Source organism: Phenylobacterium sp., from assembly GCF_022402485.1.
Lineage (GTDB): Bacteria > Pseudomonadota > Alphaproteobacteria > Caulobacterales > Caulobacteraceae > Phenylobacterium.
Genome location: NZ_JAKRSA010000020.1, coordinates 101,611 through 115,072 on the forward strand (window position 1 = coordinate 101,611; position 13,462 = coordinate 115,072).

At 66.6% G+C, this 13,462-nt stretch carries 17 protein-coding genes; 12 read left to right on the top strand and 5 right to left on the bottom strand.

All coding sequences use genetic code 11. The features are described from left to right. Both MH112_RS07600 and MH112_RS07605 read left to right on the top strand, forming a co-directional pair. Entirely contained in the window at positions 1-438 is a 438-nt protein-coding gene (locus MH112_RS07600) for a thioredoxin domain-containing protein (RefSeq protein ID WP_296566026.1), read from the top strand. Between the two features lie 28 nt (positions 439-466). Then, positions 467-670 carry a DUF2892 domain-containing protein gene (locus MH112_RS07605; RefSeq protein ID WP_296566029.1) on the top strand — a complete coding sequence of 68 codons (204 nt, stop codon included), beginning with the start codon at positions 467-469 and terminating at the stop codon, positions 668-670. Here MH112_RS07605 and MH112_RS07610 read toward each other — a convergent pair. The 5 genes from MH112_RS07610 to MH112_RS07630 are packed head-to-tail and all read right to left on the bottom strand — an operon-like array spanning position 667 to position 4,659. Next, positions 667-1,773, bottom strand: coding sequence for a nitronate monooxygenase (locus MH112_RS07610; protein WP_296566033.1), 1,107 nt, complete (start codon positions 1,771-1,773; stop codon positions 667-669). The genes MH112_RS07605 and MH112_RS07610 overlap by 4 nt on opposite strands. Positions 1,774-1,818: 45 nt before the next feature. After that, positions 1,819-2,313 carry a DUF3299 domain-containing protein gene (locus MH112_RS07615; protein ID WP_296566035.1) on the bottom strand — a complete coding sequence of 165 codons (495 nt, stop codon included), beginning with the start codon at positions 2,311-2,313 and terminating at the stop codon, positions 1,819-1,821. A 13-nt stretch (positions 2,314-2,326) separates the two neighbouring features. Continuing rightward, the gene (locus MH112_RS07620; protein ID WP_296566039.1) at positions 2,327-3,658 is read right to left on the bottom strand and encodes an ABC transporter permease; all 1,332 of its coding nucleotides are present in this window, start codon (positions 3,656-3,658) and stop codon (positions 2,327-2,329) included. Further along, on the bottom strand, positions 3,655-4,323 hold the full coding sequence (locus MH112_RS07625) for an ATP-binding cassette domain-containing protein (protein WP_296566040.1): 669 nt from the start codon (positions 4,321-4,323) through the stop codon (positions 3,655-3,657). Before MH112_RS07625 ends, MH112_RS07620 begins: the two co-directional genes overlap by 4 nt. A 42-nt stretch (positions 4,324-4,365) precedes the next feature. Further along, positions 4,366-4,659, bottom strand: coding sequence for a hypothetical protein (locus tag MH112_RS07630; protein WP_296566043.1), 294 nt, complete (start codon positions 4,657-4,659; stop codon positions 4,366-4,368). Between the two features lie 204 nt (positions 4,660-4,863). Between MH112_RS07630 and MH112_RS07635 the strand changes: the two genes are divergently transcribed. The 10 genes from MH112_RS07635 (at position 4,864) to MH112_RS07680 (ending at position 13,426) form a co-directional block, all read left to right on the top strand. Continuing rightward, positions 4,864-5,565: a hypothetical protein gene (locus MH112_RS07635; protein ID WP_296566047.1), complete on the top strand. Its 702-nt coding sequence runs from the start codon at positions 4,864-4,866 to the stop codon at positions 5,563-5,565. Then, entirely contained in the window at positions 5,562-6,176 is a 615-nt protein-coding gene (locus MH112_RS07640; protein WP_296566050.1) for a methyltransferase domain-containing protein, read from the top strand. The genes MH112_RS07635 and MH112_RS07640 overlap by 4 nt, the downstream gene beginning before the upstream one ends. Before the next feature lie 232 nt (positions 6,177-6,408). Continuing rightward, positions 6,409-7,194: a glycosyltransferase family 2 protein gene (locus MH112_RS07645; protein WP_296566052.1), complete on the top strand. Its 786-nt coding sequence runs from the start codon at positions 6,409-6,411 to the stop codon at positions 7,192-7,194. Beyond that, on the top strand, positions 7,191-8,876 hold the full coding sequence (locus MH112_RS07650; RefSeq protein WP_296566056.1) for a glycosyltransferase family 39 protein: 1,686 nt from the start codon (positions 7,191-7,193) through the stop codon (positions 8,874-8,876). The genes MH112_RS07645 and MH112_RS07650 overlap by 4 nt, the downstream gene beginning before the upstream one ends. After that, positions 8,866-9,543 (top strand): VTT domain-containing protein, encoded by a 678-nt coding sequence (locus tag MH112_RS07655; protein WP_296566059.1) that lies wholly within the window; start codon positions 8,866-8,868, stop codon positions 9,541-9,543. Before MH112_RS07650 ends, MH112_RS07655 begins: the two co-directional genes overlap by 11 nt. 45 nt (positions 9,544-9,588) lie before the next feature. Continuing rightward, positions 9,589-10,068, top strand: a complete 480-nt coding sequence (gene greA / locus MH112_RS07660; protein ID WP_296566062.1) for a transcription elongation factor GreA — start codon at positions 9,589-9,591, stop codon at positions 10,066-10,068. Positions 10,069-10,150: 82 nt separating this feature from the next. Next, the gene (locus MH112_RS07665) at positions 10,151-10,510 is read left to right on the top strand and encodes an argininosuccinate lyase (RefSeq protein ID WP_296566065.1); all 360 of its coding nucleotides are present in this window, start codon (positions 10,151-10,153) and stop codon (positions 10,508-10,510) included. A gap of 135 nt (positions 10,511-10,645) precedes the next feature. Further along, positions 10,646-10,939, top strand: a complete 294-nt coding sequence (locus MH112_RS07670; RefSeq protein WP_296566067.1) for a hypothetical protein — start codon at positions 10,646-10,648, stop codon at positions 10,937-10,939. A 28-nt stretch (positions 10,940-10,967) separates the two neighbouring features. Then, entirely contained in the window at positions 10,968-12,125 is a 1,158-nt protein-coding gene (locus MH112_RS07675) for an iron-containing alcohol dehydrogenase (protein ID WP_296566070.1), read from the top strand. Positions 12,126-12,442: 317 nt separating this feature from the next. Beyond that, the gene (locus MH112_RS07680; RefSeq protein ID WP_296566072.1) at positions 12,443-13,426 is read left to right on the top strand and encodes an NADP-dependent oxidoreductase; all 984 of its coding nucleotides are present in this window, start codon (positions 12,443-12,445) and stop codon (positions 13,424-13,426) included. The last annotated feature ends 36 nt before the right edge of the window (positions 13,427-13,462 follow it).

The window sequence follows — 13,462 nt, forward strand, 5'->3', positions numbered from 1 at the left end:
ATGACGCAGATTGTCTGTCCCGCCTGTGCGGCGGCCAACCGTATTCCCGCCGCGCGGGACCCAGGCGGCGCCAAGTGTGGGCGATGTGGCCTAGCCCTGTTCCAGGGTGTGCCCACCGAGGTGGACGCCGCAGGTCTGCAGGTCCATCGCCGGGCCAATCAGGGGCTGCCGATCCTGTTGGATGTATGGGCACCCTGGTGTGGCCCCTGTCGGTCCATGGCCCCCCATTTTGCTGCGGCTGCCGCGCGGCTGGAGCCCAGGGTTCGCCTGCTCAAGCTCAATGCCGATGAGGCACCCGACGCCAGCGCCGCCCTGCGGGTGTCAGGGATTCCCGCCCTGATCCTGATGAAGGACGGCCAGGAGCTGGCCCGGCAAGCCGGTGCCATGACCACTGATCAGATCACTGCCTGGGTGAACCAGGCCCTGGCTGCGGCCTAGCGCCTCGGTCCCTAGAAGGAGCTCCAACATGACCCTCGATCGCGTGGTCTTTGTCTTCGCCGGCATTGTCGTCCTGGCCGGCGTCGCCCTGGCTCATTTTGTCAGCCCCTGGTGGATGCTGCTCAGCGCCTTTGCTGGGGCCAACATGATCCAGTCGGCCTTCACCGGCTTCTGCCCGGCGGCCATGGTGTTCAAGAAGCTCGGCGTCCGCCCGGGCGAGGCCTTCCGCTAAGGCCTGTTCTGAGATCGGGCACCCAGGTCTGCAAGCCGTGCCAAGGCATCACGTGCGAGTTGTCGGGTCAGGTCTTCTGCGTCGATGGCGCGCCCTAGCCCTGCGGCCTGTCCGGCCCAAAGGGGCGTAAAGTCCTCAGGCGTCGAACTGGCTGACCTCAACGGACCCAGTGCGCCGGCGGCGGTGGGGAAGGCAGGCGCATCGGGCGATAGGGGGCCTATTTCGCGCATCAGGCGGTTGATAATCCCCCGGGCGGGCCGACCGGTGAAGACGTTGGTGAGCGCGGTCGACTCATCGGTGGCGGTCGCCAGGGCTGTTCGGTGAAAGGCCCCAATCAGGGACTGCGGGCAAGGCAGATAGGCTGTGCCCACCTGCACCCCCGCCGCGCCGAGGGCGAAGGCCGCCGCAATCGCGCGCCCATCGGCCATGGCACCAGCCGCAATCACAGGGATGGACACCGCGTCGACCACCTGGGGCAACAGGGCCATCAGGCCAGGTTGCGTGCCCATGTCGTCAGTCAGAAAACTGCCCCGATGGCCCCCGGCTTCGTAGCCCATGGCGATGACGGCATCACAGCCTTGGGCCTCAAGCCAGATGGCTTCGGCCACGGTGGTCGCTGAACTTATCACCTTGGCACCGGTCGCCTTGACCCGGGCCAGAAGGGGGAGCTCGGGCAGGCCGAAGTGGAAGCTCACCACCTCGGGCGAAACCGCTTCCACAACGGCACAATAGGCCTCGTCGAAGGGGGCCCGGGACGCCCCGGATACCGGTGTCTCAAGGGCCAGGCCAAGCTCGCGGTAATAGGGCGCAAGGCTTTGGCGCCAGGCCGCCTCAGCGGCTTCGTCTGGGGCCGGCATTAGATGACAGAAGAAGTTGAGGTTCAGAGGCCCCTCGGTCCCCTGGCGGTACTGCGCCACCTGCTGGGTGATCTGGGCAGGGGTGAGCAGGGCGCAGGGAAGGCCGCCAAGTCCCCCGGCCCGACTGACCGCAACGGCCAGATCAACGCCCGAGGCCCCAGCCATGGGGGCCTGGAAAATAGGGTGCTCCAGCCCGACCAGCTTGAGGATCCGCAGGTCGGGCCAGGGGGAGTTGGTTCGCCTCATGAGGCTGGGTCTAGCGCTCGAGGCTTGGGGGGCGCGAGCTCAAATCTAGAGCGCCCGGCCCCGGTTGATCTTGTAGAACACGCCGCCCTCGTCCTCGCCGGAGAGTTCGAGAAAGCCCTCGATGGTTTTCACGCCGTAATCGAAGACCACGCCCTTTTCCGTCCTGACCTCGATGAACTGCATCGGGCTCGGATTGAGGTGGAACGGGCAGTCTGGCGGATAGGCCAAGAGGACGAAGTGGGTCTGGGTCTTGCCGTTCTGCAGGGGCATCATGTAGCCCGAGACCTTGATCCGCTTGCCCTTGAGCGCCAGCACCCCGGGGGGGAAGTCCGGCTTGGACATCAGATAGCCCCGGGAATCGGTGCGGGTGATTTCCTTTGTGGACTCCAAAAGGGCCCAGGATACGCCGCCGCGGGGCGTCGGGGCCGGTTGCCAGACGCTCTCGGTGGGCGCGGCAGGACGGGCCTGTAGCGCAGCCCCAGCCGACGTAGGCTGGAGGGCCAGGGCCAGGGTCAGGGCCAGCAACAGCCGGACAAACATCAGAAACAGCTCCTTATCGGGTGTCGGCGAGGGTCTTGGCGATATCGACCCGGAAGACCTTGAGGGCCGGGATCAGGGCTGCCAGAGCGCCCATGCTGATAGCGGCCAGCACAATGAGCAGTTCAGCGGGCTCAAACCGGGCGGCGGTCAGCCCCATGTCCTGAAGTTGCGGGAAGGTCGCTGCCGAGACCGCCACCACGCCGTGACCCACCGCCACTCCAAGCAGGGCACCGGCGGCGGCCAAGAGCACGCCTTCTAAGACAATATGGCCAAAGATGGCGGGGGGGCGAGCGCCCATGACCCGCAGCATGGCCATGTCGCCTTCCCGCTGCCGCAGGGCGGAATAGAGGGCGACAAAGATCGACAGACCGCTGGTGGCCATCAGCAGGACGGCGAAGGCGCGGATCGCATCGATCCCTACGCCCAGCAGGGAGAGCAGCCGGGTCATCTCCACGGCCGGTGCCGCCGCCTGGAGCTGGGTCTGCTTGTTGATGAAGCTGGGCAGGCGGACCGCGGCCATCGAAGAGCGGTACTTGATCAGCAGGGCGGTGACCTCAAGCTCACCACTGCCATGCGCGGCATGCTCGCCCTCAGCCCCGTGATCATGATCCTCGGCGGCATGATCCTGCTGGCCGTCGCCATCGTGATCATGGTCGTCATGGGCATGGGTGTCATGATCATGGCCTGCATGATCATGATCCTCAGCAGCTCCCTCAGCGGCGGGCGGGGTAAAGCCATGGGCGGCCCAGATGCTGCCGACCGGGGTGATGATCAGGCGGTCGAGCACCGTGCCTGTCGGCGCCAGGATGCCCACCACTTCGTAGGGGGTCTCCTCGTGCGCATGGCCATCCCCCGACAGGCCATGGGAGCCAATGAACTTCTGGCCAAGGCCAGCCCCGGTCTGCCGTGCCACCTGGGCACCCAGGACGGCCTGGTAGTTTCCGGTGAAAACCTGGCCTTGGGCGATGGTTCCGCCAAAGTGGTCGATATAGGCCGCCTCGGTTCCGACAATCCGGTAGCCTCTGAAGGAGTCCCCCAGGGCCAGGGGAATGACCTCGGCCACCGTCGGGTCCGACCGCAGCATCTCGACGGTGGCCAGGGGAATATTCCCGGTGGGCACGTCGACCTGGTAGATGCTCGACAAGATCAGCTGCAGGGGGGAACCCTTGGCGCCCACCACCAGGTCGATGCCTCGGGCGTCGCGCTCGAACCGCTCACTGAGCTGGCTGGAGAACAGCACCAGGATCACCAGGGTGGCGACACTGAGGGTAAGCAGAAGAATGTTCAGCGCCGTATTCAGCGCCCGGTCGCGGAGATAGGCGAGGGAAAGGCCAGCCAGGGTCATGCGCTTACGCCCGGGGCCGCGAGGGTGAAGGTGCGGGAAAACCTTTCCCGCAGGCGATTGTCGTGGGTGGCGATCAGCAGGGTGGCACCGGTGGCCTCAGCGGTCTCCAGAAGCAGGTCCGCCATGGCGACGGCGTTGGCGTCATCCAGGGCCGAGGTCGGCTCGTCAGCGACCACAAGCGCAGGCTGGGCGCACAGGGCGCGGGCGATGGCGGCCCGCTGGCCTTCCCCCTGGCTCAGCTCCCGGGGCCTTGCGTCGGCGCGGTGGGTCAGCCCGACCTGGGCGATCAGCCGGTCGATGAGGGCTGAGTCATTGCGCCCCAGGGCCAGGGTCTGGGCCAGGGCAAGGTTCTGGCGCACGCTGAGCGCGCCGATCAGACGCAGGGTCTGGAACACCACTCCGATGGTCCGGCGTCGCAGCTGGTCGCGCTGGGCGGCGGGCAGGGCGGACATGACCGTACCGTCAATCTTCACCTCCCCCGATGAGGGGGTGATGAGGCCGGTGATGACATTGATCAGGGTGGTCTTGCCGCTGCCTGACGGCCCCAGCAACAGGGTGTGCTCACCCCGAAGGGCGGTGAAGGCCGGGGCGGCCATCACACAGCGCCCTGCAATGTCATGGCGGAGGTCGCGGACCTCAATCAGCGGTTCGGCGGTCGTCGTCATGCGATCGGCGCGTCGATGTCCAATTGTGGAAGGGGTGGTCCGTTAGCGCGAGGCGACCGTCTGGCGGCCGTTGGCGCGGGCCAGCTCGGTGTCGTCGGGACCCGGGTCGACCTTGATGGCAAAGCGGGAGATCAGCGCTGCCCGACCGGCCATGATATCCTTTTCGCGCATGGCTTCGCGGGCGGCAGCGTCGGCGTTGCGACGTTCTTCCGGGCTCATGTCCCGATAGCTGAAATAGGCCGACATGGGGCTGTAGTCGAAGCCATGCATGTCGCACGCCTGAGCCGCGCTGGCACCCAGCGCCGTGCAAAGTCCGAGCAGAAGGGCGGCGCGCATCAAAATTCTCCCAACAACCTGGCAGAATGTTACAAAGAAACACGGCCCCTGACGACAGCTGATTGCGCTGTGCACGGGAATTTTACGCAATTGGTCAGCCCCTTAGCGGAAACCGCACGCCCATTGGGCATTTCCGGCGGATTTCCCCGCCCTTCCTTCGTTCGGCAGCGCCAAGCGAACCCCAGCCGAACAGAATCGAACGCCATGCGTCAGTTCACCGAACTCGCCTACCATGAGACGCCCCTGGGGGCGCTCAGCCTGCGACGGCGACGGATGTTGGGGCTGGATATTGAGGTGCTGGAGGTCAAACTCGGGGAAGACTTCCTGATGTCCAGCCTGTTCACCGCCGGTGAGAGAGCCCTTGCGAACCTGGCGATCGCTGCAGCCCCGGAGGGGCGTTTGGATGGCCTAGTCGGCGGACTGGGCCTGGGCTACACGGCCGCCGCAGCCCTCGATCATGTGCGGGTGAACAGCGTGTTGGTCATCGACGTGCTGCCTGAAGTGATCGGCTGGCATGAGGCTGGCCTGGCCGATCTTGGCCCCAGGCTGGTGGCCGATCCCCGCTGCCGGCTGCAGGAGGGCGACTTCTTTGCCATGGCTCGAAGCGGCGCGGCGCCTGCGCCAGGGCGGTTTCATGTGGTGGCGGTAGACATCGATCACTCTACCGAGGCCTGGCTGAATGCGGCCAATGGGGATCTCTACACCGAGGCTGGACTGCGCAGCCTGAAGGCATGGCTGCATCCTCACGGCGTGTTCGCGCTCTGGTCGGACGCCGCTCCGGATGCTGAATTTCTGGCGCGGATGGGGCAGGTGTTTCCCAGGGTCGAGGCCGAGGTGGTGGCCTTTGACAATCCCCTTCGGCACGCCGAGGAAACCTGCACCATCTACCGGGGGTGGGCCGAATGATCGCGCCGGACGCCTCTGAGGTCAGCGACCTGCACCGCGAGCGACTGGAAACAGTGGCCGGTCTGCTCCTGTCCCATGAGGCGCGCAGCGTCTGTGACCTGGGCTGCGGCACGGGTGCCCTGCTGGAACGTTTGATCCTCGAGCCGCAGTTCGAGCGCCTGATCGGGGTCGAGCAGTCCCTGCCGGCCCTGGAGCGACTGCAGGCGCGGTTGGGTGCCCAGGCCTCGCCGCCGCGCCTGTGCCTCTGGCATGGATCGTTCACCGTGCCCGACAGGCGGCTGACCGGCCTCGACGCGGCCGTGATGATGGAGACCCTCGAGCATGTGGACCCTGAACACCTGTCGCTGGTGGAGCGGGCCGTGTTTGCGACCGCCCGGCCAAGGCTGGTGGTGATCACCACGCCGAATGTGGAATGCAATGGGCTGTTGGGGGTGCCAGCGCACCGGTTTCGCCATCCCGACCATCGCTTTGAATGGCCCCGGGCGCGTTTTGCCGCCTGGGCTCAGGGGGTTGCGGCGCGTCAGGGTTACACGGTCAGCCTGGGAGGCATCGGCTGGCATCATCCCCGGTTTGGTGCGCCAACCCAGACCGCCTGCTTCACGCGTCCCTAGTCTCGTAGGCCGCAAGATCGATGCAGCCCCGCTCGCAGCCCTGATTCCATCGCCAAGGCTGGCCTGCGGGGCCCAGCGTTCAAGCGGGAATCGGTTTCCAGGCCGCTCCTGGGCCGTTATGACCAATCCATCTGGGACATGGTCCGTTCCGCCAGGTGGCGGCGGGGGGGGCGTCCCAAGCAGCCTGGGCCCTTGGCTGAGATGCGGGGCTTCGAACAACCGAGGAGGGGGCGTGGAGCACCCAGTCGCGCCGGACACCGCAGAGCTTGGCCGTGGTGATCTGCGGTCTGGCCCGACGCCAGGTCTGTCCCTGGTGATCGCCGTCCTGAACGAGGTTGAGAATGTCGCCGCCGTCACCGCTGATTGCTTGAGCCAGCTGGCTGGCATCGGTCCCTTTGAGATTGTCTATGTGGACGATGGCTCCACCGACGGCACGGCCCAGGCCATCCTGGACCTGGCCGCCCAGCATCCCGAGGTGCGCCTGGTCTCCCATGACCGTTGTTGCGGCAAGTCGCAGGCAGTGCGCACCGGGGTGATGGCGGCCCGTGCCCCCTGGGTCGGCACCCTGGACGGGGACGGTCAGAATACGCCCGGAGACCTGGGCGACATGCTGGCCCTGGCCCTGGCCGCAGAGGGACCCCGCCCCCTGGTGGCTGGGGTAAGGGTGCGCCGGGACGACCCTTGGCCGCGTCTGGTGGCCACCCGCCTGGCCAACGGATTTCGCGCTCGGGTGCTCAATGACCACTGCCCGGACACCGGTTGCGGGGTGAAGCTGTTTTCCCGAGAGGACTTTCTGAAGCTGCCCTGTTTCGAAGGCATGCACCGCTTCCTGCCGGCCCTGTTCCAGGCCTATGGCCACCCGCTCATCAACCATCCCGTCACCCACCATGCACGTCTGCATGGGGTGTCGAAATACACCAATCTCGGCCGGGCCCTGGTGGGGGTCGGCGATCTGCTGGGGGTGATCTGGCTGAAGAGCCGTATCCGCGCCCCTTTCATCACGGAAACCCGTCCATGAGCCTGTTGGGTGACGGCCGGCTGAGCCTGAAAGGGGCGCTGCTCCTGCTGGCGGCAGCCCTGGTGATCCTGGCACCGGGCATCACAGGACTGCCCCCGGTGGACCGCGACGAGTCCCGCTATGCCGTGGCGACCACTCAGATGCTGGCCAGTGGCGACTATGTGGATATCCGCTTCCAGGAGCAGCCCCGTTACCTGCAACCGGCGGGGGTCTACTGGCTGCAGGCCCTCAGTGTGGCCACCTTCACCGACCCCGAAGCGCGGCAGATCTGGGCCTACCGTGTCCCCTCGCTGACCGGTGCCCTGGCGGCCGTCCTGGTCACGGGGGTGATGACCAGCCTGTGGTTCGGCTCCTGGGCGGGCTTGCTGGCGGGGCTGCTGCTGGCGTCTTGCATGGCCTTGGGGTTTGAGGCGCGGATCGCCAAGACCGACGCGGCTTTGCTGGCGGCGGTGACGGTCGCCCAGTTCGCCTTCATGCGGGTCTATACCGGTGCGGCCAGAACCCGCTGGCCGGCCCTGGTGTTCTGGATCGCCCTTGGGGTCGGCGGAATGCTGAAGGGCCCCATCATCCTGCTGGTGGTCGGGGGCGCGGCTCTGGCTCTGGCGGCCTGGGATCGGAGTCTTGCCCGACTCAAGCCCCTTCAACCGCTCTGGGGGCTGCCACTGGCCTTGGCGATCGCCGCCCCCTGGTATGTGGCGATCGGCCTGGCCACCGACGGCGACTTCTTCCGCGTGGCGATCGGCGGCAACCTTCTGCACAAGGTTGGGGTCAGCCAGCAGTCCCATGGGGGCCCTGTCGGCTACCACCTGATGGGGTTCGCCTTGACCTTCTGGCCAGGGGCCCTGTTGGCAGCGCTTGCCATGCCATTCGCCTGGCGGGAACGGGCGCGTCCTGAAATCCGGTTCCTGATCTGCTGGATCATTCCAGCCTGGCTGGTGTTCGAATTCGTCTCCACCAAGCTGCCGCATTATGTGATGCCGATGTTTCCGGCGGTGGCCGCCCTGACCGCAGCGGCGATCACATCGACGACGGGGCTTGCCCCCGCCCGGTGGCAGAAGGCTTTGTTTGCCGCGTTCTTCGTCCTTTGGCTGGCGGTGAGTCTGTTGGTGATCCTGCTGGCACCGGGCGGGATCTGGTATTTTGAGAACCGGCTGGAGCCGGTGGCCATCCTGTTGAGCGTCGCGGCGCTCGGGGCGCTCGGGGTGATGACCTGGCGGGTCTTCGCCGGGCGTTCGGACCAAGCGGTCCTGGCCGGCGCGGTGGCCGCTGGGCTTGTGTCACTCAATACCTATGGCCTGACCCTGCCGCGCCTGGAGGCCCTCTGGCTGAGTCCTCAGATCGCCCAGGCCGCCCGGAGCGTGGTGCCGGCCTGCGACCAGCCGATCATTGTCAGCGCGCCCTACCATGAGCCCAGCCTGGTATTCCTGAATGGTCCAACCTTCACCCGCATGACCGCCACGCCGGAGCAGGCGGCCGACGCCTTGCAGGCTGCCGGGACCTGTGGTGTGGCCGTCATTGGTGCCCCCCAGCGGGAGGGGTTCCTTCGCCGGGCCGCAGAGCTCGGGCTGTCGCCGGAAAAGGTCAGCGCCGTGGGCGGTCAGAACTATTCCGACGGCGAGGATCTCGACCTGACCCTTTTCGTCAACCTGCCCGCTGCGGCGGAGGGGCCCGTTGCCCCCTGAGCCCGCCCCCGGGCGCCGGGGGGCAATGGTCGCCATTGGCGTCCTGTCCCTGGTGACCCTGCTGGGATTTACAGCCCCCCTGTTGCCGCTGGGGGATGCCGAGGCCCTGGCCCAGACGGTGGATGCCATGGGCGAGGGGCCCTTGGCACCCCTGATCGGTATTGTCGCCTTCGCCGGCCTGGCCAGCCTCGGGGCACCCCAGTTCGTGCTGATCACCGCCCTGGTTCTGGTGTTCGGACCCTGGGCGGGCTTCGCCTATAGCTGGATCGGCAAGATGATCGCCTGCAGCCTGGGCTTTCTGGTCGGGCGGCGTTTTGGGGCCCGCCTGCTCCTGCAACACCAGTCCCAGTCCATCGCCGCCCTGATGATGGGGCTGGCCAAGCGGGGCTTCTGGGTCAGTGCGGGGATTCGGCTGGCACCCACCGTCCCATCCGTGATGGTCAATATCGCCGCCGGCGCGACCCCCATGGGGTATTGGCCGTTCATAGCGGGGGCAGGTATCGGCAGCCTGCCCAAGATGGCGCTGATGGTGTTTGGCGGGGCGGCCGCGATCGAGGCCCTGCGGACCGGGGACCCCCGCGCCTGGGCGGCTGTCGGCTTGGCCCTGGCCCTGATGCTGGCCCTCTTCCTGGCGGTGCGGGTCTGGCGGCGCAGGCTGTCGTCCTGATCCCGCAGCTTTGCATCTGGGTCCAGTAGTCCGTAAGTCTTACCCATGAGCGTCGCCTTCACCCGCGAGGAAGACTACGAGTCTCAGGCCGCCGACCTGCCAGACCGTCCGATTTCTCCTCATCCGAACCTGGTCACCGCGACGGGTCTCGCCGCCATTGAGGCGCAGCTGGCCCTGGCCCGCGCTGCCTATACCGCAGCCCAGCAGCAGGGGGGCGTCAGTGGGGATCGCACCGCCATGGCCCGGGCCACCCGCGACCTGCGCTACTGGTCAGCCCGCAGGGGGAGCGCCCAGCTCACCGAGCCAACGCTTGAGCCTGACAAGGTGCAGTTTGGCCGGACCGTCGACCTGGAGCGCGAGGATGGTCGCCGGCAGACCTTTCGGATCGTGGGCGAGGACGAGGCCGAGCCGGGGCAGGGCAGTGTGTCCTATGTTTCCCCTATCGCCCGGGCGCTGATGGGGAGGTCGGTCGGGGAGCTGGCTCTGGTCAATGGCGGCGAGGTCGAGATCCTGGCTGTGCGCTGAGCAGCCTTTGCGCGGCGAAAGGCCTGTTTTCACCCTGTGTCTGATGATAACGCTCGAGCTTGTTCCATACCGAGAGACCATCATGAAGATGCTTCCTTTGGGCCTGGCCGCCCTGTTCCTCATGGCCGCCGCGCCCGCCGTGGCCGGGGACCAGGACTTCACCCTGGCCAACGGCACGGGCTATACCATCGAGCAGGTCTATGTGGCCGCCAGCCGGTCCGACAACTGGGAAGAAGACGTCATGGGCAGAGATGTCCTGGCCAACGGCGAAGAGGTCGACATCCTGTTCGACGCCGCTGAGGGCGAGTGCAACTTCGACCTGAAGGTCGTCTATGACGATGGCGAGGAAGCCACGTGGTCTCGCCTGAATCTCTGCGCGATCTCGACCGTCTCGATCTACTACAACCGCGCGACGGGCCGGACCTGGGCCGAGACCGAATGATGTCGGGCCCCGGCCCCGCCAGTCCTTTGGCGAGGCCGGGCTTGAACAACCTTTGGGGGCTGGCGATCTGCTGCACGCCGGCTTGCAATGTTATACCGTAACATTCTAGATGCTCCATCGGTGATGGAGACGGGAATGGCCACTAACCGCAACGGTAAGGCAGGCGCTGGGTCGCTCTGCGGGCACGACGCCCAGCGCCTGATAGAGGGCGCAGAACGCCAGGACTTCGATCGGGCGCGGCAGGTCATCGACGCGGCGCTGGCCGAGGCTGAGCGGCAGTGGATTCCCCTCGGTGCCACGGCTCAAGCCCTGGCTTTTGCCCTGGGTGACCTGACAAGCCGGGCGGGACGCGCAGCGGAGATGGCTGCCGCTTTGGAACTGGCCGCCGCCCAGCTGCGCGCTCAACCACGCCAGCCTGGTCCGCATTGAAATAACAAAATAATTTTGGGGAGATACCATGCTTGCTAGACAGACCTTCCAGATCCGCCCGCTGCCCACCCTGTTCTTCGGGGTGGATTCGAGCCTGGATCTTGCCACCCATGTGAAGGCCCTGGGCCGGACTGGGGCGCTGATCGTCACCGACAAGGGCCTGATGGCCAGCGGCGCGGCGAGCGCCCTGTTGGACAAGCTGGTGGCGGACGGCGTGCAGGTGGAGGTGTTCGATGGGGTGTCGGCCAATCCCACGGACGAGAATGTCGAGGCTGGTGCCCTTCGGCTACGCGCCCTGGGCCATGCGGTTGTGGTCGCCCTTGGCGGCGGCTCGTCCATGGACTGCGGCAAGGCCATCGCGCTGCTCGCCACAAATGGCGACAAGGTCACCGATCTGCAGACCCGTGGGCCGAAGGCGCCTGGCGTGCCGGTGATCGCCGTGGCGACCACGGCCGGTACCGGGTCTGAGACCAACTCGGCCTGCGTGATCACCAACACTGCCCTGGGCCGCAAGACCTATGTCATGCATCCGAGCATCGTGCCGGTGGTGTCGGTGCTGGACCCCAAGTTGACCCTGGGTCTGCCTCGCTATCCGACCGCGACCTGCGGCTTCGATGTCCTGACCCATGCCATTGAGGCCTTCACCTCCAACCGCACCACCCCCTATTCGGACGCCGTGGCCCTCGGGGCCATCCAGCTGGTCGCCCGCCATGTGCGCAAGGTGGTGGAGGACGGCTCGGACCTGGAGGCCCGCTCGCAGATGCTGCTGGCCTCGAGCATGGCCGCCATCGCCTTCAACGTTTCGGGTCTTGGTGCGGCTCACGGGACCGGCCATGCCCTGTCGGCGCGGCTGAACGCCGCCCACGGCCAGACCCTGGCCACCATGCTGCCCCACGTCATGGCCTATAATCTGGATGTCTGCGCCGCCAAGTATGCCCAGGTGGCCGAGGCCCTGGGGGCCGGCAAGCCCGGGGCTTCTGTGGAAGCCCAGGCCCAGGCCGCCATCGACGCCGTTGTCAGCCTGCGCGAGGACATCGGCATCAACCGGTCGATCCGCGACCTGGGGGGCACAGATGACCTGCTGGCGCTGCTGGTGGGCGATGCCCTGGCCGATGGGGTGAACCTGAGCAACGCCCGTCCGGTGGACGCGGCAGCCATTGAGGCCCTCTACAAGGCCGCCTGGTAGTCGGCGTCAGGGGCGGTCTCGTCGGACGGCTGCGGCGGTCAGGTCTGCGATCTGCCGCAGCCTCAGGCGATCGTCTGAGAGCTCAAGGGGGGCGACGGTCTCCTGATTGGCGTCCCAAGTCTGCGCCGATCAGGGTCCGGGCGGCGTCCGGCTCCAGCATATGTTCTGATCTGGCATAGGGCGCATGGGCCTTGCCGCAGTTGGCGTCGCGCAGCAAGCTAGCCGCTGCACCCAATGACCGTATAGACCCATACAGTCATACTCCCGGCTTTCGGGCGAGACATCGCCGGGGCCGCGCCGGCTCAAGGACATTTTCCATGACCCTCACCCGTCAGATCCATCTCGTGCGCCGGCCCCAGGGGGTACCCACCCTGGACGACTTCGCCCTTGTGGAGGTGCCAGTGGCCGATGCTGGGGAAGGCCAGGTGCAGGTCGAGGCCCTGATGATGTCGGTGGATCCCTATATGCGCCCGCGGCTGGATGCCGATCAGCCACTCAACGCGCCCCTGCTGGGCGGGGGCATCGGCCGGATCGTCCAGTCTCATCACCCCCGGTTCGCCGTGGGCGATCTGGTGCGTCATGGGGCAGGCTTCCAGGCGAGGTTTCTGTCCGAGGGCAAGGGCCTGTCGGTGCTGAAGCGCGATCCAGCCCTGCCCCTTAGCGTCTATCTCCATGCCCTCGGTGCCACGGGCATCACCGCCTATGGCGGCCTGCTGGAAACCGGAGCGCTCAAGGACGGGGAGCAGGTCTTCATCTCCACCGCCGCCGGCGCCGTGGGTTCGGTGGCCGCCCAGATCGCCAAGATCAAAGGGTGCTATGTGGTCGGCTCCACCGGGGCCGATGACAAGGCCGCCTGGTTGCGCGACGAGGTCGGTCTGGACGCGGTGATCAATTACAAGACCCAGGACCTGGCCCAGGCCCTGAAAGACGCGACTCCCCAAGGCATCGATGTCTATTTTGAGAACGTAGGCGGAGCCCACCTCGACGCAGTCCTGCCGCGCATGAATGTCCGCGGCCGCATCCCGGTCTGTGGCATGATCTCTACCTATAACGGGGGCGGCGAGGGGGTGAAGAACCTGTTCAACCTCATCTATGGCCGCATCCGCATGGAGGGCTTCGTGGCCAGCGACTTTGGCCATCTGAACGCAGCTTTCCTGGCCGACATGACAGGCTGGCTGAAGGACGGACGGGTGAAGTACCAGGAGACCATATTGGAGGGGTTTGAGCGCGCCCCTGAGGGCCTGATCGGCCTGTTCTCCGGCGTCAACAGCGGCAAGATGCTCATCCACATAGCCGATTAGGGCTGATTGGGGCTCGCAGCAGCCCGTCGCAGGCCT